Below are 18,743 nucleotides of genomic sequence, written 5' to 3'. Positions count from 1 at the left end.
AGTCACCATCAGCACAACCGGAGCAAAAACCCTCCGAAACGTGCTCGGATATTTATGAAATGACAAAATCGCGACGCCGTCTGACCATTCCCGTTGAAATCTTTAATAGGGAATTTGACGCCAAAGTCCTGCTTTCCTGCTTCGCCGCAGAGCGTGGATTCACCGTCATTATAGGGGAAAAACACGAAATTCAACTCAATCTGGCCGCTTTACCCAAATCCATCTACCTGCCCACCAATCTTCATAACCGGAATGCCATCGTCTTCTCCCTTTTGGCCCAATTGGGGCACTCGTTGGTAGGAACGGACGAGGAAGCCATTGTGTATTGTTCGCCAGAAGTGTATGTGAAAGAAAAATTGGGCCCGACAGAATTTTCCCGGCCAAATCTCTATTTAGCATGGGGACCAGAAAATGCCAGGATCTGGAAATCACAGCCCGAATACAATGGAATGCCTGTGCATATAACCGGAAATTCCCGGGTAGACTTACTACGGCCGGAAATGCGCCAATATTGGGACCCGCAAGTCGAAACAATCCATAAAAAATTTGGGAAGATCATCCTGATCAATACCAATTTTGGTAAATTGAACCACTTTAGGCCCAACAAGGGTGCTGAAAAGGAGGCGCTTGAACGGGCGACGGTTTCACCATCGGACGTGGACGAATTTGATCTTGGAATGGCCCGGCACCGTCTGGCGCTATTCCAGTACTTTCAGAAAATGGTAGGCCAAATGGCCGCAGCCTTTCCCACTCATACCATCTTGATCCGTCCCCACCCCTCTGAAAATCACGAGACATGGAAGCAGGCCGCAAACGGTTATGCAAATGTCCAGGTGCTTATAGAGGGGCATGTCATTCCCTGGCTATTGGCAGCTGATGCCATCATTCATAATAGTTGCACCACCGGCTTGGAAGGGTATGTCCTGAAACGTCCCGTTTTTTCCTATCAGCCGATCATCTCCGACCGTTTTGACAAACAACTTCCGAATGCCGTGAGCCGCCGGGCAACCTCCTCCCGGGAATTAATTGAACTCATCAAAACAACCCTTTCAGGTGATCAGTCTCCACAAGAAAATGGCTCTGAAGCCAAAACCCGGTTAATTGAACAATATCTTTCGGCCCTCCAAGGGCCTTTTGCCTCAGAAAACATCGTGAGTACTCTAGAAACATTCGACGCCACCTGTTCACCTTCGACCCAGAAATGGAGAACGGTATTCGCCGCAAAATCTCAGGCCCTCGCAAGAAAATTACGACGCCGGTTCAATGCTCAATTTCGCATGGGGGATCAAAACCGATCACAACGCTACAATTATTTGAACCATATTTTCCCTGAAATCAACCTGGCCCATATCGAAGAACGCATTGGGCGCTTGCAACACGCGTTAGGAAGATTTCACCACACACAGGTCAGGCCCTTGCACGACAATATTTTTGAAATATTTCGCAACTAACTACCTCATCATGAAGAATGCCTATAACCGCAATCATGCTGAGCATGCATGGGCATCCATATACCGAATCCGGTGAATACTCTAAGGAGGATACATGTATAACGTAAAAATTTTTGGAGCCGGGTCTATCGGCAACCATTTGGCTCATGCATCCCGTTCCCTAGGTTGGAACGTCACGATTTGCGATGTGGACCAAGCGGCATTGGATCGAACCAAACAGACCATTTATCCGACTCGTTATGGAAAATGGGACGAGGCCATCAAGCTTTCCCTGGTCAAAGACGCCCCGAGAGGAGGATTTGATCTCGTGGTTGTTGGGACCCCTCCAGACTCCCACCTCTCCCTGGCACTTGGGGCTCTTGAGGAAAAACCCAAAGCCATTCTTGTGGAAAAACCTCTCTGCCCCCCGAACTTGGAACAGGCCCAAGCATTACAGAAGATGGTGGTCGAATCTGGCACATTCGCATTTGTGGGATATGACCACGTCGTGGGAAAGGCCGCGCAGGAAACACTTCAAGCCGGTCGCCAATTATCCACCATTGAAACCATCGATGTGGAATTTCGTGAACATTGGGGCGGCATCTTCGCGGCTCATCCATGGTTACAGGGTCCACAGGACAGTTATTTAGGTTTTTGGAAACGAGGTGGAGGTGCCAGCGGGGAACATTCCCATGCAATCAACCTATGGCAATTTTTGAGTGGGGGCCTGGGAAAAGGCCGCATCACCGAAGTATCCGCGACACTGGATTATGTCCAGACAGATATGGTGGAGTACGATAAATTGTGCCTGCTTAGCCTGAGGACTGAAGGGGGTTTACTCGGAAGGGTGGTGCAAGACGTCATTACCTCCCCTTCCAGAAAGTGGGCAAGGATTCAAGGAAAGGACGGTTTCGCGGAACTCACCATCGGGCACCAACCAGGGGTCGATAGAGTCGATTGGAAAACCGGTGGCAATGACACCCAATTCGGAACCATTCAAAAAACGCGACCCGATGATTTCATCTGGGAATTACAGCACATCGAGGACGTGATGACAGGCAAGACAAAAGATTCCGTCCTCTCATTGGAGCGAGGCCTGGAAACCATGCTGGTGGTCGCCGCCGCGCATCTCTCGTCAGCCAAGAAACGCACTGTGCGAATCGATTACCGGAAAGGCTATACACCAGAGGCACTAGAATTGCTGTAGAACTGCCAGAGGAAGGGGAAAAGCATGATAGACCAAGATTTCAATTTCCATGATTTATTCATATTGGACCTGGCCAATAACCACCAGGGAAGTGTGGAACACGGGCTGGGAATCATCCAATCAACGGCTGAGGTGATCAAACGGCACCAAGTCCGGGCAGCGATTAAATTCCAATTCCGCCAACTCGACACCTTCATTCATACAGATCATCAGTCAAACAGCGAGCTCAAATACATCCAACGATTTCAATCCACCCGATTGGACCAGACCCAATTCCAAACATTGCTCAATGAAGTATGGGCCCAAGGGCTCCTAGCCATGTGCACCCCCTTCGATGAAGAGTCTGTCAATATTGCCGTCGACATGGGCTTTAATGTATTGAAGGTCGCCAGTTGTTCCGCCAAGGATTGGCCGCTTCTTGAGGAAATTGCCGGCGCCGGGCCGCCGGTCGTGTGCTCAACCGGTGGCCTGACACTGGAGGACATCGATAATGTGGTGAGTTTCTTCCAACATCGGGCCGTGCAATTCGCGTTAATGCACTGCGTGTCGGTGTATCCAACTCCTGACCCGTTGATGAACTTGAATCAAATACAGATGTTGCGCAACCGGTATCCCAATATTCCTATCGGCTGGTCCACGCATGAAAACCCCGGTGATACCGTCCCTGTTCAAATTGCGGTCGCTCTTGGAGCCAGACTTTTCGAACGGCACATTGGACTGGAAACCGAATCCATCAAATTGAATGCCTACTCGTCCACCTCACAACAAGTGGACACCTGGCTGGAAGCCTATCATCGGGCAAAAGTATTGTGTGGCCCCAAAACCCGTCCACCGGCCTCCGAAGTAGAACAGTCCTCGTTGGACGGCCTTCGTCGGGGGGTCTTTGCCAAACGATCCATTAAAAAAGGCCGGGAACTCACACGGGATCTTGTATATTTTGCCATGCCCTACGTCGAAGGGCAGATGGAAAGCGGAGCATGGAAAGAAGGCTATACGGCCGTCCAGGACATAACGCCGGACCAACCGGTCATGCGAGATGCTGTCGAGATCACCCTCAATCAAGGTCTCGTGACTCTTAAACAGGCGATTCACGAAGTCAAAGCTTTACTCAACGAAGCCAACATTCAATTAGGCAGTGAGTTTAAAGTCGAATATTCGCACCACTACGGCCTTGAAAATTTCCGACAAACGGGCGCGGTCCTTATCGAATGCATTAACCGGGAATATTGCAAAAAACTCGTCATTCAATTGCCGGGACAGCGACACCCCTCACATTATCATGCGAGGAAGGAGGAAACATTTCAAATACTTTTTGGCATCCTCCACGTGAATATCGACGGATATCCCCGCATTTTGCATCCCGGTGAAACCATTCTCATCCTACCCGGAGTATGGCATTCCTTTTGGACAGACACCGGGGTTGTCTTTGAAGAAGTATCCACCACCCACTATAACAACGATTCCTTCTATGCCGACAAACGAATCAATAAGCTGCAACGATCTGAGCGGAAAACAATGGTTGATCATTGGGGACGTTTTCAAATCGCCCAGCAGTCAGCAGCGGAGAAGGCTCCCGAAGCGCCATTGCCCGATCCTCATGCGCAATGATTACTTGCGTCACCTTCGATTTTGACGGAACGCTGGTTGATTCCAACCAGGTGAAGGTTCAATCCTTTTATAAGATTGTCGAGAATTATGATCCCAGCGGATCCACCGTTACCGAAGTTCTTCAACGGTGCTCTCATAAGGATCGTTACGGAATCACCCGTGAACTTGCCCGGGAATTCATGGCGAAAGGGCTCATTCCGCCTCACACAGGCACGGAGGTCCGCGGTTTACAATGGGCCGAGACTTACACAACCACCTGCGAAGCGGCCGTTGTCGGATGTCCGGAAGTCCCTGGGGCCTCAGGAATACTCTCATGGCTGTTGAATAAAAAAATTCCTCTATACCTCAACTCAAGAACGCCGGCCAAAGCCCTCAATCGTCTTGTGACCCTACGAAACCTAACCCACTATTTCTCGGGAATATATGGAGCCCCTGCAACTAAACTCGAAAATTTGCTGCACATCCAAGAGCAAACTCAGGCAAAACCAGAGGAAATACTTTTTGTCGGAGACAGTGATGATGACTGGAAGGCTGCAGCTGAATTTGGCTGCCACTTTGCCGGAATCATTCTGGATGGTAACAGCCGATTCACACAGATACCACCACTCCATATGACAAACCTGGCTGAACTCAGAGCAATCGTGGAAAATCTTCAGGAGAATCGAAATGCCCTTGACCCAAACCATTAAGCATCTAAACGCCGCCTTTATTGGAGATTCTTTACACTTTTGTAACAGGAAGTTATGATTTCCACAAAACCGATAACTATATCACCAACGGCGTGTATCGCTAAAAAGACCACATGATAGGTACTCAACGCATTCTGGCTGTATGTCCAGCCAGGGGCGGCAGCAAAGGAATTCCGCTCAAGAATCTGACTCCATTTCTTGGAATCCCGTTAGTTGCCAGAGTTGGCCAGTTGGTGAAAGAAATCCCCATCATCGACCGAGCTGTGGTCTCGACCGATCATCCTGAAATTGCCGAGTGTGCGAAACAATCTGGCCTGGACGCCCCTTTCTTCCGGCCTCCGGACCTCTCAGGTGACCGAATATCGGACGCGCCGGTTTTGATCCATGCATTAGAAGAAATGGAGCGCCTGGATGCTGTGCGGTATGACATTGTGATCATGCTCCAGCCGACTTCTCCTCTTCGTCGACCAGAGCATGTCATCCATGCCATTGAGATGCTGGTGAATGGACAGTGGGACGCCGTGTGGACGCTGTCCGAAACTGATTCTAAGTCACACCCTCTCAAACAACTGACCCTGGACTCCGGCAGGATCGACTATTATGACCACGACGGGAGCCAAATCATTGCCCGGCAACAACTTACCCCGGTTTATCACCGGAACGGGGTGGCATATGTCATGACACGAAACTGTCTTCTGGAAGGAAGGAGCATCATGGGTAAACGGACTGGAGCGCTCCTCCTCGATGAGTATCTGGTCAGTATCGATACCATGTGGGATTTAGAATTGGCGGAATACATTTATGCCCAAAAACAGGCATAAGATCTGAATGCAAATCAAGATGCGGATGAACCATCTGTGAATCAGGGGTCATCTCGCAGGTCGAATTGCTTCATTGCAATGCATATCACTTATGTCCAGCCCCGAACAGACCAACTCAATCATTTCCTCAAAATTCCACTTTTCCTCTTTAGGCAAGGAAAGGTGTCTTGAGTAATTTTCTAGACCAACCCTTTCAGGTAATGAACCGGGATCGTGTCGTAGAGGGAAACTGTGATCTCTGCCGTTCGACAGAAGCGTGTGTTGTTGCAGAACCATCGAAACTGAATTGCCGCATTGTCATATGCATCGACTGTCAACTGATGTACGCTTTTCCCCAAATTGAACAGAAGGATTTGGACAAATTCTATGAAAGTAGCTTTGCCAACGACCCCGGTAGCCGCAGTAGGCCTGGTGAAGGAATCGAAGATGAAGATGACATTCAAAAACAGGATGCCGTCGCCGAGTGGGGTTTGAACATTATTAACCGTTTCATTCAGGTTAAAGACAAACGGATTCTCGATCTGAGATGCCAAACCGGTGCACTCTCGGCACGGCTCCGGGACGGGGGAGCGAAAGTATTCTGCGTAGAGCCGTTTGAAAAAAATAGATGGTACGCTAGCAAGCGACGCGGATTATCCGAGATCTTTCCTTTGCCATTTTCCCAGTTCTCCCAGTTACCAATTCCCTTTCAAGGACCCTTCGATGCGGTTAATGTCCTGACTCATCATGTCCTGGCCCACGTTCTGTCCCCCCGCATGCTCCTGGAAAAAATTTTCAGCATACTCACGCCAGGTGGCTATCTCTTTCTTGACGAAAAGGATGCGCTGAGGCCAGCCCGATACAAAACAAGATCGGTGTTTCAGTCTGGTCCCGTCCATCAATATCATCTCACCGCACAGACCACAGCCCAATATCTCAAGGCAGCCGGCTTTGTATTAATTGAATGCACGATTGACAACTGCCGGACAAGCGATTTCCATCACATCCGGGCGGTAGCACGAAAGCCTGAGACTCAAATTCTTCCCGGGATGCCGCCTCAGAGCATTCAGTATCATTCATCCTTAGGAATAATCAGATGGCGATTGTGGTGGCTCAAGCAGACATGGACACTTCGACAGATCGGTTTCTTAGGAAAACGAAAAACCCATAAACTTCTACGCCGAATCCGTCGACGGATTGCATCAACATAACACGCATAGTCCTGCTAACAGGAAAACTCAATCAGGAACACCACGATCTTTCAGCAAGACAGTCAATCGGCTTCAAGATCGTGGAATTATGATATTGGTCTGGCAATGACCATTGCAGGCCATAGGCGAATTTTGTGGGGAATGTCAGAATACACAAGATGGGGCTCGAGACCATCCTGGCGCAATTCGTCAACTCTTCCACGAAAATATTGGTGGCTGGTATGATAGAGGTACCGAATGCCTTTCTCATTGAAATCAGAAAAAGGTTCGATCATGATGACATATTTCCTGGCGACCCTGGCCAATTCCTGAAGAGCCTGATGGCGAATTTCCTCCATGGCTTCTAAGGCCAGCACGGTATAGACCACATCAAAACTTTTATCCGCAAAAGGCAAATCCTTGGCACTTCCCTGATAAAAATTGATGCGCCTATTCGCATTCACGTCTATAATTTGATCAGGGGCAAAATCGACGATATCCTGAGAAAGACAAGACATCTTTCCGATCTTTTTTGCTGCTAAGGCCCCTTGCCTGGTTAATTCCAAACCAGAGAATTGTATTGCAGGAAAATATCCGGAAAGAACAAACAGATTAATGCCATAGCCACTCCCAACCTCAAGAACGCTTTCGGGTTGCACGGCCTCAAGAGCATGTTTTAACAAGAGAAGGTGTACCCGTTTTGTCCCGATTCCTCTGGCTAACATTCTATCCTCTCCCCACAAACACGGAGTAGTCTTGCCTTTCGTGCTCAGGTGCGCGCCAGTCTCGGTGGAACCCCAAAAGTTTTCGTATGTGTTTTTAACTTTATACTGCCGCCCCCCAAAGGAGGTGGCCAAACGCTTGAAAATTTTGTGTTGCCAAAATTCAAGAAATTTTTTCCGCCAAGATCGAAACACTCTACGCTTCCAACGAATATCGCTACTGCGAAAATGTCGATGAACGAATGGTTCAAACGCGGAGTAAATTTCCTCACGTGATACACGAAAATTCAATTGTATTGATTGAGCCATCAGTCCTAGCCCCTTCGTTATTCTAAAATGAGATCTATCATCCTTACGATATTGCTATCCCACAAACGTATAATCCATGAGGAAGCTGACTTGATTAATGGATCCCTAAGGCCAGCTTCTGAACAAGGTCCGGCTTAAATCCTGGAAGATCAGAGGGAACAGTGAACGAAGCCGTTGGTCGGAACGCGGAATAGCAATTGAGAAATTGGATGATCAGAACCACGCGATCTCGTCGGTTACACCGGCTTCCATAGTGAAGACAGCGGGACGTGTCCAGGAACACACCTGAGCCTGGCGGTCCGATCAACTTCACCTCATGATTTCTTCCCCCTCCCTCATAAATTCGTTCGTCCTTCACACGACCAAGCACACGCCCGATGGCTCTCTGCACCTGATGGGATATATCGGCGGGAAGAAACGTCAGCGGCCCCTGGTCCTCCTTTGTCTCAAGGATATTAATAAATACTTTGACCTGCCTGAGATCTTCATAATCAAAATGAAAGAGCTGGCTGGATCGGACCGTTTCATTTTCCGGCGACCAACAGAGCCTGGCTCCGGTCAACTTCGGGACCGTTCCCAAATAAGCGGCTGCGGCATCAAGAATTGGGCGGGACACCATAAACCTGAGCAATTCCGGATGGCGGCAGAATTCGGCACCTTCAAGAATAGGAAACAGAAATTTCTTATGAGGATGTTTTTGAAAATATTCCGCGGGAAAAGCCGCTCGTGAATGCTGATACACTGTTTCACAATACCTGACAATGCCATCGGTTCCTTCAATATCGTCAGGCCCAAAAAGCCGGTATCCGGCTCTGTCTGGTATGGTCATCCAGGGCTTAGTGATCGCAATAATTTCTCTGGCCAATCGGTTTCTCAAACGATATTGAGTGGGGCTCCCGGTGATTTTCAGCGCGCGGTAAAATGGTCGAACCACCCACGGGGGAACTCTCAGATTTTTATGCAGGACCTTATAAAGCCGATTCTGACGAATCGGCTGCTTGACCAGTTCCGAATTTTCAGAAGATAGAGCCATAGATATGATCCCGTGCGAAAAAATGGAGAATTTGGCTATATAGCTTAGGCTTCATTCATCTTCCATGGATGCCAATGAACGATCCTTGCCCATGGGCATCGAGGTAAAGCGATTCATGATTCCTGAAAATACGCTTTCTGTCAATCATTCACATTGAGCTTTCCGTGAATCAGAATGCCCCACTTTGAAAATCCTTATTCATTCTCGAGAAAACCTATGGTATTCTTAGGATTGCATCCGACGATTATATTCAATGCTTTTCGCTTTTAATCCTGCGAAGCGATTACCTGTCAGAAACATCAAGGAACAAACTTCTGCTAACGAAATGGGAACGCTCGTTCTATTACGCCATGGGGAAAGCCTATGGAACCGCGAAAAACGGTTTACAGGCTGGACCGATATCGGGTTAAGCCAAAAAGGAGTGAATGAAGCTCAGCGGGCAGCCCATATTCTTAAGGGGAAAAGAATGATGTTTGACCTGTGTTTCTCATCGGTTTTAAGCCGAGCGCATGAAACGGCAACCATTGTACTGAAGAACATGGATTTAACCTCTGTCCCGGTGCAGAAAAGTTGGCGACTGAATGAACGTCATTACGGCGCTCTCCAAGGAATGACCTGGTGGGAAGCATCAACACAGTTTGGTGCGAAACAAATTCTGATATGGCAGCGACACTTTTTTGCGGTTCCACCTTCCCTCTCTCCTCAGGATTCTCGATTTCCCGGCCTGGATCCCTTATATGCAGATTTGAATCCTCAGGACCTTCCTTTGACAGAAAGCCTCCAGGACACCCAACGCCGGCTAATTCCTTGCTGGGAGGAAAACATTGCTCCTCTGCTCAAAGAGGGAAAAAGGATTCTGCTGGTTGCCCACAACAACAGTATCCGAAGTTTGCTACAATTCCTTCTTCATCTCGATGAAGCCAGTATTAAACAAATCACGATAAGAACCGGAGAACCCTTGGTCTGTAAATTTGATGCCAAAGGCAATCTTATCAGTTACTCCTATATGCGGTGGAAGCCAAAGTTGAAGGATTGCACCCAAAGGTTGTTGAAATACTGCCTCCCCTAAGTTCAATATTGATTGATTATTTGTGGTTATGACGTATCTAAACTTTTCCGCCCTAGAAGCTATTTCAGCCCAATCCTTTCAGGAAGCCAAGCCCTATCCGTGGATGAATCCCGCGGATCTCCTGACGGAGGCAGGTTATCAAGGCCTGGTTGAGACCCTTCCGAATGTCTCCATGTTTCAAAAGCGTTTTGGGGTCAAACGGGCTCATGGCCAACAAAGCCATGATCGCTACACATTAGAGTATCGCCCGGGCTTACCTCTCTCTCCTCATTGGAATCAATTTCTAGCCGAGCTTCAGGGAAAACCCTATTCGAATTTTTTAAAACGATTATTTGGGGTCAAGTCCCTTGAATTGAATTTCCATTGGCACTATACCCCCAATGGATGCTCTGTTTCTCCACATTGTGATGCCAAACATAAACTTGGATCCCACATTTTCTACTTTAACACAAAAGAGGATTGGGACCCCGCCTGGGGTGGGGAGACCGTTATTCTCGACGATCAAGGGAAATTTAGCCGAAAAAGCGCTCCCAGCTTTGAAGATTTCCCACAATCGTTGGCTTCAACAGCCATTGGGAATTTCAGTCTATTATTTCAACGATTGGATAAATCCTGGCATGGGGTCCGCCCCGTTCAATGCCCGGAAGGGCACATGCGAAAGGTGTTCATTGTCGTCATCAATCGGCTCTCGCTGGTGGACCGAATCCAGCGGGTCTTTGGTAAAAGCCCTAAGGGGTACTGATTTTCTCCCTACGTTTTAACGCTCATTGCCGATAGTCCTACGGTCCCCGATACCCTTCGAAATAGTCGGGCTTTATGGCTTTCCAATCTCTTTCAAAAAATGCCCGTTTCGTCCACTGGGCGAGAAAACACAATTCGATAAATCCATAATAGGCTTGAATATCCGGCGCGCCCTTAGTCGCCAACAATCGGAGAAACTCGTTCTTAAAGGGATTCAGCCATCGCACCAGGGCTTTGGCAGCACCCATGCCTATGAGATGCTCGCTGACGAGGCCTTCCACATCGACGGCACAAAGCAAATGAGATTTGGGATGGAGGACAAAATTTTTCTTGACGGGGTCGGTATAATCAAACCCGATCCAACAATGTGTGGGCTGCAGGACATCCACGGATTTTCTGATCTCCCCCAACAATCCATTCGAAAGGATCCCAATCTGATTGAGAAAATGCAGATCCCGATCCAGGCGATCAGGGAACATGGTCGCATTCGTTTCCACCAACCGGGGAGCTTCAGAGTATAAACGACCATAAAATATGGCCACTTTTTCAACGAGTGAGTCATCAACCTCTTTGATGAGACGCCCTTGAACAAACTCCACCCAGATTTCCCGCTCATAACGAATCACAATGTTCGGGAAGATCCCGTCCCCACGGAAGCACTCGAGATTACGCTCAATTTCAACAGCCAGGGAAGAATCACAAAAAACCAGTCGCTTAAATTGCTGCCCGTTGATTGTCACAAAATGTAGACTTTTGTCCTTTTGCAAGCGAACACCAAAAAGTCGAGATAAAAAATATCGGGCTCGCTTTAAGAAAAAGGGCGATCGTTGTTTGACCTGTAATTGAAAAGACATCGTGTTGAAGAGTGTCTGGGTTAAACTAGTGGTGTCAAAAAACCAAAAATTTGGAAAACAGGGGATACATCGGATATGATTTGAGACCCCTAGAGAAGAATGCGTTACTGCCGCCTGCCTGGGTAGCTCCGATTACCGTATCGGCACGTGATCTTTCAGGAGATGTGTTATGAACTTTTTTTAAAAAAGAGTCAATATCTTATCCGGTTTTAGCTCCAATAGCGCATGAATTGAGAACTCCTTTGGTATAACTGAAACATTCCGGTCAGACGACGATGCTTGACAACCCAAAAGTTACCGTATTTATCCCGGCTTATAACCGCGAAAAATATATTGGAGACGCCATTGAAAGTATTTTGGCACAAACGTTTACCAATTTCGAAATACTCCTCATAGATGATGGTTCGAAAGACCGTACCATTGAAATCATGCGTTCATATCAGGATCCTCGTGTGCGCATCATCCAGAATGAACACAATCTCGGGATTCCCAAGACCCGAAATAAAGGCATTGAACAGGCTCGTGGTGAATTTATCGCCATGTTAGATAGCGACGATCGGGCGTTTCCAACACGACTGGAGAAACAGGTCAACTTTCTGGATGCCCATCATGATTTTGCCCAAATAGGAAGCTGGTGCCGCATGATGGACGAACAAGGTCGGCCATTAAAACGGATCAAGCGGCAGCCCATTTTACCCGAGGACGTCGACATTCAACTGTTGTTTCGATGTTCCCTGAGTAACCGATCGATAATGGCTCGAACTAAAATTTTGCGGGAATATGGATATCGAAATGACTACCCACGCTGTCAGGATTATGACCTCCACGTGAGACTGGCCCAAAAATATAAACTCGGCAACCTCCCTGAATGCCTGGTCTACGGCCGCATACACGCAGATCAAATTACCAGTCAAACAGTGGAGTTGGGTGATGAGAAAAAGCGGGCAATCATCCGCCATCAACTCAACGTCTTGGGGGTGCCTTTCACAGACGAGGATCTCGGTCCCCATTTAACGTTGTCTCGCATGCGAAAATCCCAATTCACGCCGGATTACGATTATCTCCAATGGGCGGAAAATTGGTTATTGAAACTTCAAGAAGCCAATTTGCAGACACACCGGTATTCGCAGCATGCAATTGCACAAGCGGTCAGCGAAAAGTGGATACGGACCTGTTGGGCGGCCTGGAACGGCATGGGGTGGAAAGCCCTGAAATATTATTTTCACTCCCCCCTGCGCAAAAGCTTCGGCAATACGATACGAGAACACGTTCTCACCTGATCATCCCAGCATCTATTTAATTGAGTCTCAAGCGACCTTTAATCATCTGATGAAGACGAATTCCTCGGATTTCGCCCCACTCCCGAGTCAATTGATAAAGGTAGAAGGTGAACCGCCAAACCGTAAACATCTTGCGATATTTTTACCATCTCTAGCCGGGGGCGGTGTCGCAAGGACCATGCTTTATCTCTTAGAAGCCTTTGCCTATCGCAACCACAGAGTGGACCTGATCTTGTGTCAGGTCTCAGGGCCTTACCTGGATAGCATTTCACCGAAGGTTAAAATCATCGGGCTCAAGGGGGGGACAAAATGGCGGGGATGCTTCCATGCCGTGTCATCTGATTTTGGGGCTTTATGGTCAATGCTTCTCCCGATTTTGCTATCGTCTCATCCTCCAAAAACTATCAGGTATCTCCCGGATCTGGTTGAATATTTACGACGTGAGAAACCAGATACGATGCTCACGGCAAAAACTCCTGCGAATCTCACAGCCTTGTGGGCTAAATGTCTTGCTGGTGGATCGACCCGTGTAGTTATCAGCGAGCATACCAGTCTATCACCGATTATCCAAAGCAAAAAGGCATGGCGTTGGCGTTTCATTGCTCCTCTTCTACGACGCGTGTACCCATGGGCAGATGAAATCCTGACCGTGTCGGATGGCGTCGCCGAAGATGTATCCTCGTTAACGGGAATCCATCGTGATCGTATTACGACGATTTACAATCCGGTGGCCCTCACCCAGGTACAAGAAAAAGCACTCCTTCAGGTTGACCATCCATGGTTTGCAACCGACACTTTGCCGGTCATCTTGGGGGTGGGACGACTTGTGCCGCAAAAGGACTTTGCCTGCCTCATAAAGGCCTTTGGGCGAGTCCGATCGGTACGTCCAACCCGGTTGGTCATACTCGGGGAGGGAAGAATGCGGAATGAGCTTGAAGAGCTGGCTGAAATTTTGGGCCTCACCCATGATATTTCTATGCCAGGATTTGTCGACAATCCCTTCGCCTTTATGGCTAGAGCTTCGGTATTTGTGCTCTCCTCGGCCTGGGAAGGCTTCGGTAATGTCCTGGCCGAGGCGTTGGCCTGCGGATGTCCAGTTGTGAGTACTGACTGCCCGAGCGGTCCTTCCGAGATTCTCCAAAAGGGGACCTTTGGACCATTGGTACCGGTAGGCGATGACAAAGCTCTGGCCGAAGCTATTCTTGAGGTCCTTGACCGTCCACTTGGCCGGGAGCACTTGCGTGCCCGCGCAAGGGAGTTCGAGGTGGGCAGGATTGCGGAAGAATATCTCCAGCTTATGTCGGCGACCTAATCTCCCTTTAAATGGCCGTTACGAGTGGCAAGATATCAAAAAGACCTGTGCGGAAAGGTTTTCGATAGGGACTATCGTCGTGACGGTCTCGAATCCCCCGCTTAAAAAATGGGGAATGATGAGGAGTAAGGCTTATCGTCATAGCGAGCCCCGCTCCTCATAGCAAATCAATATGGTTGCCGGAAACCTATTTCACGACGCTTCTATGCCGTGAGAGAGCATTATCATGGCCAAGAAGTTTATCCCCTTGAAGCCTCCACCAAATAGGCAAAATAACCAACCGGCAAATAATCAATTGACGTCGAAGACCCTGTGACCACATCTCCCGTTTACCTGTCTATCCCTAAAGCAACAATCCATGTGGCTGTACGAGTTTACATGCCCAGCTATCGGTGATGAAATGGGACTAATATTTCATGTCGACATCTACATGGGTCACTTCCCCATTCACCTCGAACGAGGATTCTTCAAAATTCGGAGCGGCTAAAAATAACGAGGGATTGTTCGACACACCAAAACCTTCGGTAGGTAAACCGATAAAATTCCGGTCGAATTTATGATTGTCGTTTTCATCATGATAGACGACTACAGCGTATTTTCCTTCCACCGGTGCGGCCAAACACAGGGTCATAGAACCTTTTAGGGCAGGTTCCCGTTTCTTATCAGCCTTGGCTCCCTTGACTAAAAAACTTTCTGGATCAGGTCCATACAGGACTGCCTTAAGGGATCCTGCAGCGTTTTTGATTCCATGCACATGAATGTGGATGGGCTTCCCTTCAGAGGGGCAGGTATTAACCGGTAGCTGAAACTCTGCACCGAAACTTACTGAAACATTGAGCAACAACACTATACAAAAAAGATACAGACCAACCCCATTTGGTCGCGAATAGGCTCTGCTCGAAAACATCTTCATCTTCCATACTCACACATGAACATCATATGATGAGAGCAAAATAGGCGGGTACACACGTGGTCCGCAACTGAAGATAATCCGAAAGATTAGAGAGGAGGATTTTCCTGAGGGGTCAAGTTGGGTTTCCGTTTTTCAAAGGCAAACAGGAGGAGAAGAGAGCACACTCCCACGCTAATCGCCGAATCGGCCACATTGAAAGCGGGCCAATGGTAGCCATTGATATAGAAATCTAAAAAATCGATGACTTCTCCATATTGCAGGCGATCGATAAAATTCCCAATCGCACCACCAAAAATAGACGCAATAGTCAATTGCCCCCACCAATCGTGGGGTTCCAGCCGCAAGAAGATGGTGATTAATAATCCCATGGCAAATAGGGAGGTCAGGAAAAAGAAAATGAGCCTAAACCCACTGCTGGTTGTGCCCATGATCCCAAATGCGGCGCCAGGGTTTCTGATGTAGGTCAAAGAAAAATATCCCGGAATAATGGGGATGGATTCGTGAAGATACATCGAAGTGGCAATATAATACTTGGTGACCTGATCAAGGCTTACGATGGACGCCACGACGAGGCCCAACAACACAAACCGGTGAAGGCCCCCGCTCACCCCAACGCCTCCACGCATCGCCCACAGAGAGTTGGATGTTGGGCCTGTGACCCCACATCCTGGCGAATATTCCAACATCGATCACATTTGGACCCTTCGGCTTTGACGACCTCAATCGCCAACCCAAGACTCGCCTCTACCAATTCGGCTCCAGGCAGGGTCGCAACCCCTTTCACCTTCACGCACGAGACAATAAACAACGCCGGCAAATCGGTGAGATATTGTTTGAGCAACGTACAATTTGGTTCGGTCGCATGCAGGATCACGGCGGCATCCAGGGAAGAACCAATCACCTTGTCCCGTCTCGACTTTTCTAAGGCGGACTGCACCTTATCCCGGACTTGAAACAAGTAGGTCCACGTCTTATGGAGCTGGGGATCTTGAAAGACTGTGGGGGATTCCGGAAAATCGGCCAAATGCACACTCACAGGTTTAGATCCTTCTTTCGTGGATTCCGGAAGGACCTGCCAGATTTCTTCAGCCGTAAAGCTCAGGATAGGCGCCATGAGCTTGGCTAAGGCTGACACAATTTCATACAAGACCGTTTGAGACCCACGCCGAAGCGGCGAGTTCGCTGGAAAGGTATATAACCGGTCTTTCAAGATATCCAAGTAGGTCGCACTCATATCCGTGGAACAAAAATAATCCCACTCATGCACAACCTGTCGAAATTGAAATTGTCCATATCCTTTTTTCACGTTGTCGATCAGTTGCCCGAGCCGCCAGAGAGCCCATTGATCCAGATCCGGTAAATCAGCATGTGGGACCGAATGAACGCCAGGCTCAAAATCATACAGGTTACTCAAGAGAAACCGGCAGGTATTGCGCACCTTACGATACGCATCCGTCAATTGTTTTAAAATCTCTTTTGAGATACGCAAATCTTCCTGATAATCCTGCGAGGCCACCCATAGTCGCAGAATTTCCGCACCAGACTCTTTGATGATTTCTTGTGGAGTCACGACATTGCCTGCCGATTTCGACATTTTTTTGCCTTCCCCATCCAAAACAAACCCATGCGTGAGCACGGCCCGATAGGGCGCTTGCTCATCCGTGGTCACGGACGTCAAGAGCGAACTGTGGAACCACCCCCGATGTTGATCGGAACCTTCAAGATATAAGTCCGCGGGGTACCAGCCTTCGCCCCGAGGCCTCAACACGGCCGCATGACTCACGCCCGATTCAAACCAGACATCTAAAATATCATGTTCTTTTTTAAACGACCCATGGCCGCATTGCACACATGTAGTTCCCTGCGGAAGTAATTCCTCGGCGGATCGACTAAACCAAATGTCGGCTCCACTCTCCTGCATTTGAACACTGATATGCTCAATCACATTATGATCAGCAAGCGGGGTCGAACAACTTTCGCACGAAAACGCGGGAATGGGGGTCCCCCACATGCGTTGCCGGGATAAGCACCAATCCGGACGGTTCACAATCATGCCATAAATACGATCTCGCCCCCGCTCAGGAATCCATTGAACTTTATCAATTTCTTTCAAGGCTTTCCGACGAAGATCGGCTACCTCCATGGATACAAACCATTGGTGGGTAGCCCGAAAGATGACCGGTTGCTTACAGCGCCAACAATGTGGATAAGAATGCTCGAGCTTTTTTTCGCCAACCAACAATCCTTTGGTCTTTAAGACTTCTACAATCCCAGAATTCGCCTCCAAAACGGGTTGGCCGGCAAACTCAGGGAATTCCTCCGTAAACCGTCCAGCATCATTGACCGGCACCAATATCTCTAAAGGCTTCCGATCTGGAAGTATTTCGACATAAGGGGATTTGTTATATTTCAAAACTACAAGATAATCATCCATCCCATGTCCGGGAGCAATGTGGACACACCCCGTTCCTTGCTCCAAAGTGACAAAATTTCCATTGAGGATGGGGACCTCTTTCTTGGCAAATGGAGGATGACACGTCCACCCCTCAAAATCTTTTCCTTTCTTTTTACCCAACACCTCAAATTTCTCGATGTTACAGGCCTTGGCAAATGCGTCTTCCAATCCAAGAGCCACGATAAAAGCCTCTTCACCGGCTTGAAGAACGGCATAGTCAAAATCGGGATGCAGGCAAATGGCTTGATTCGCGGGAAGGGTCCAAGGGGTCGTCGTCCAGATAACAGCCGAAACGGCTTTCAACGTTTTGACTGTTGGCAGATCCAATCGTTGGTTGGAACCCATTTCAGTTGGCGAGACGGTAAAGGGAAATTTCACATACACCGAAGGTGAGAGATGATCCTCGTATTCCACTTCGGCTTCAGCCAGCGCAGTTTGATCCACGGGACACCATAAGACCGGCTTCAACCCTTTATAGACCCGCCCTTTTTCCACAAACTTCCCGAACTCTCGCACAATCGCTGCCTCATAGGCATGATCCATGGTCAGATACGGATGCTCCCAATCCCCGAATACTCCCAACCGGCGAAATTCGTCTCGTTGGATCTCAACAAATTTTTCCGCATATTCTCGGCAGAGTTTCCGGAGTTCTACCGCACTCAGGTCTTTTTTCTTGGGTCCAAGTTGCTTGGTCACCTGATGTTCAATCGGCAACCCGTGACAATCCCATCCAGGAATATAGGGAGCCTGGAAACCCGCCATGGTTTTCGATTTAATAATGATATCTTTGAGGATTTTATTCAGCCCATGCCCGATATGAATATGGCCATTGGCATAGGGAGGGCCATCATGAAGGATATAACGGGGACTGCCATTTCTGGCCTCCTGAATACGGTCGTACACCCGCTCTTGCTCCCACCGCGCTAATCGCTCCGGTTCTTTTTGGGGCAGGTTGGCCTTCATCGGAAACTCAGTCCGGGGAAGGTTCAATGTCGCTTTGTAGTCCATGGGGAAATTCTCAAGAATAGTGGGATAAACTCAAGGCCATTCTAGCCATGCCCCTCAAACCCGTCAAACAATGCCCTTCAGGCATCTCGCCGCCACACAGCCATAAGCGAGGACCATATTATT

Annotated in this window: 16 protein-coding genes; 10 read left to right on the top strand and 6 right to left on the bottom strand. The window is 48.5% G+C overall.

Annotated features, from left to right (window positions below; translation table 11 throughout):
• Positions 1 to 59: 59 nt before the first annotated feature.
• From LX98_RS03025 to LX98_RS03000, 6 genes are all read left to right on the top strand, one after another.
• Positions 60 to 1,451, top strand: a complete 1,392-nt coding sequence (locus tag LX98_RS03025) for a surface carbohydrate biosynthesis protein (RefSeq protein WP_496427484.1) — start codon at positions 60 to 62, stop codon at positions 1,449 to 1,451.
• Positions 1,452 to 1,545: 94 nt separating this feature from the next.
• Complete coding sequence (locus LX98_RS03020) at positions 1,546 to 2,637, top strand: Gfo/Idh/MocA family oxidoreductase (RefSeq protein WP_496427483.1); 1,092 nt, start codon at positions 1,546 to 1,548, stop codon at positions 2,635 to 2,637.
• A 24-nt stretch (positions 2,638 to 2,661) separates the two neighbouring features.
• On the top strand, positions 2,662 to 4,245 hold the full coding sequence (locus LX98_RS03015; protein ID WP_496427482.1) for a D-lyxose/D-mannose family sugar isomerase: 1,584 nt from the start codon (positions 2,662 to 2,664) through the stop codon (positions 4,243 to 4,245).
• Positions 4,242 to 4,934 (top strand): HAD hydrolase-like protein, encoded by a 693-nt coding sequence (locus LX98_RS03010; protein ID WP_496427481.1) that lies wholly within the window; start codon positions 4,242 to 4,244, stop codon positions 4,932 to 4,934. Before LX98_RS03015 ends, LX98_RS03010 begins: the two co-directional genes overlap by 4 nt.
• Before the next feature lie 113 nt (positions 4,935 to 5,047).
• A complete protein-coding gene (locus LX98_RS03005; protein WP_496427480.1) occupies positions 5,048 to 5,755 on the top strand; it encodes a cytidylyltransferase domain-containing protein in 708 nt (235 codons plus the stop codon).
• 167 nt (positions 5,756 to 5,922) lie between these two features.
• Positions 5,923 to 6,945, top strand: a complete 1,023-nt coding sequence (locus tag LX98_RS03000) for a methyltransferase domain-containing protein (protein WP_496427479.1) — start codon at positions 5,923 to 5,925, stop codon at positions 6,943 to 6,945.
• 86 nt (positions 6,946 to 7,031) lie between these two features.
• Here LX98_RS03000 and LX98_RS02995 read toward each other — a convergent pair whose 3' ends face one another.
• Together LX98_RS02995 and LX98_RS02990 are read right to left on the bottom strand one after the other, a co-directional pair.
• Positions 7,032 to 7,649 (bottom strand): methyltransferase domain-containing protein, encoded by a 618-nt coding sequence (locus LX98_RS02995; protein WP_496427478.1) that lies wholly within the window; start codon positions 7,647 to 7,649, stop codon positions 7,032 to 7,034.
• A 400-nt stretch (positions 7,650 to 8,049) separates the two neighbouring features.
• The gene (locus tag LX98_RS02990) at positions 8,050 to 8,988 is read right to left on the bottom strand and encodes a phytanoyl-CoA dioxygenase family protein (protein WP_496427477.1); all 939 of its coding nucleotides are present in this window, start codon (positions 8,986 to 8,988) and stop codon (positions 8,050 to 8,052) included.
• A gap of 253 nt (positions 8,989 to 9,241) precedes the next feature.
• Between LX98_RS02990 and LX98_RS02985 the strand changes: the two genes are divergently transcribed.
• Both LX98_RS02985 and LX98_RS02980 read left to right on the top strand, forming a co-directional pair.
• On the top strand, positions 9,242 to 10,057 hold the full coding sequence (locus LX98_RS02985) for a 2,3-bisphosphoglycerate-dependent phosphoglycerate mutase (protein WP_496427476.1): 816 nt from the start codon (positions 9,242 to 9,244) through the stop codon (positions 10,055 to 10,057).
• Between the two features lie 28 nt (positions 10,058 to 10,085).
• Positions 10,086 to 10,799, top strand: a complete 714-nt coding sequence (locus LX98_RS02980; protein ID WP_496427475.1) for a 2OG-Fe(II) oxygenase — start codon at positions 10,086 to 10,088, stop codon at positions 10,797 to 10,799.
• Positions 10,800 to 10,836: 37 nt separating this feature from the next.
• Here the strand turns inward: LX98_RS02980 and LX98_RS02975 are convergent, their stop codons facing one another.
• On the bottom strand, positions 10,837 to 11,538 hold the full coding sequence (locus LX98_RS02975; protein WP_496427474.1) for a hypothetical protein: 702 nt from the start codon (positions 11,536 to 11,538) through the stop codon (positions 10,837 to 10,839).
• Between the two features lie 389 nt (positions 11,539 to 11,927).
• Here LX98_RS02975 and LX98_RS02970 point away from each other — a divergent pair, with 389 nt between their 5' ends.
• Together LX98_RS02970 and LX98_RS02965 are read left to right on the top strand one after the other, a co-directional pair.
• Positions 11,928 to 12,932 (top strand): glycosyltransferase, encoded by a 1,005-nt coding sequence (locus tag LX98_RS02970; protein ID WP_496427473.1) that lies wholly within the window; start codon positions 11,928 to 11,930, stop codon positions 12,930 to 12,932.
• A 91-nt stretch (positions 12,933 to 13,023) separates the two neighbouring features.
• The gene (locus LX98_RS02965) at positions 13,024 to 14,244 is read left to right on the top strand and encodes a glycosyltransferase (RefSeq protein ID WP_496430556.1); all 1,221 of its coding nucleotides are present in this window, start codon (positions 13,024 to 13,026) and stop codon (positions 14,242 to 14,244) included.
• Between the two features lie 406 nt (positions 14,245 to 14,650).
• Here LX98_RS02965 and LX98_RS02960 read toward each other — a convergent pair whose 3' ends face one another.
• From LX98_RS02960 to ileS, 3 genes are all read right to left on the bottom strand, one after another.
• The gene (locus tag LX98_RS02960; RefSeq protein WP_496427472.1) at positions 14,651 to 15,151 is read right to left on the bottom strand and encodes a DUF2141 domain-containing protein; all 501 of its coding nucleotides are present in this window, start codon (positions 15,149 to 15,151) and stop codon (positions 14,651 to 14,653) included.
• Between the two features lie 92 nt (positions 15,152 to 15,243).
• Positions 15,244 to 15,765, bottom strand: a complete 522-nt coding sequence (lspA, locus tag LX98_RS02955) for a signal peptidase II (protein WP_496427471.1) — start codon at positions 15,763 to 15,765, stop codon at positions 15,244 to 15,246.
• On the bottom strand, positions 15,762 to 18,620 hold the full coding sequence (gene ileS / locus LX98_RS02950) for an isoleucine--tRNA ligase (RefSeq protein ID WP_496427470.1): 2,859 nt from the start codon (positions 18,618 to 18,620) through the stop codon (positions 15,762 to 15,764). Before ileS ends, lspA begins: the two co-directional genes overlap by 4 nt.
• Between the last annotated feature and the right edge of the window lie 123 nt (positions 18,621 to 18,743).

Source organism: Nitrospira marina (assembly GCF_059568365.1).
This window is presented reverse-complemented; position numbering and strand designations above follow the sequence as displayed.

What these genes read in the sequence shown, in the direction of transcription:
- LX98_RS03015 (WP_496427482.1), top strand. Translation starts at nt 2,662, where the DNA reads ATGATAGACCAAGATTTCAATTTCCATGATTTATTCATATTGGACCTG.
- LX98_RS02970 (WP_496427473.1), top strand. Translation starts at nt 11,928, where the DNA reads ATGCTTGACAACCCAAAAGTTACCGTATTTATCCCGGCTTATAACCGC.
- LX98_RS02985 (WP_496427476.1), top strand. Translation starts at nt 9,242, where the DNA reads ATGCTTTTCGCTTTTAATCCTGCGAAGCGATTACCTGTCAGAAACATC.
- LX98_RS03020 (WP_496427483.1), top strand. Translation starts at nt 1,546, where the DNA reads ATGTATAACGTAAAAATTTTTGGAGCCGGGTCTATCGGCAACCATTTG.
- LX98_RS02995 (WP_496427478.1), bottom strand. Translation starts at nt 7,649, where the DNA reads ATGTTAGCCAGAGGAATCGGGACAAAACGGGTACACCTTCTCTTGTTA.
- LX98_RS03025 (WP_496427484.1), top strand. Translation starts at nt 60, where the DNA reads ATGACAAAATCGCGACGCCGTCTGACCATTCCCGTTGAAATCTTTAAT.
- LX98_RS03005 (WP_496427480.1), top strand. Translation starts at nt 5,048, where the DNA reads ATGATAGGTACTCAACGCATTCTGGCTGTATGTCCAGCCAGGGGCGGC.
- LX98_RS02980 (WP_496427475.1), top strand. Translation starts at nt 10,086, where the DNA reads ATGACGTATCTAAACTTTTCCGCCCTAGAAGCTATTTCAGCCCAATCC.
- LX98_RS03010 (WP_496427481.1), top strand. Translation starts at nt 4,242, where the DNA reads ATGATTACTTGCGTCACCTTCGATTTTGACGGAACGCTGGTTGATTCC.
- LX98_RS02960 (WP_496427472.1), bottom strand. Translation starts at nt 15,151, where the DNA reads ATGTTTTCGAGCAGAGCCTATTCGCGACCAAATGGGGTTGGTCTGTAT.
- ileS (WP_496427470.1), bottom strand. Translation starts at nt 18,620, where the DNA reads ATGGACTACAAAGCGACATTGAACCTTCCCCGGACTGAGTTTCCGATG.
- LX98_RS02990 (WP_496427477.1), bottom strand. Translation starts at nt 8,988, where the DNA reads ATGGCTCTATCTTCTGAAAATTCGGAACTGGTCAAGCAGCCGATTCGT.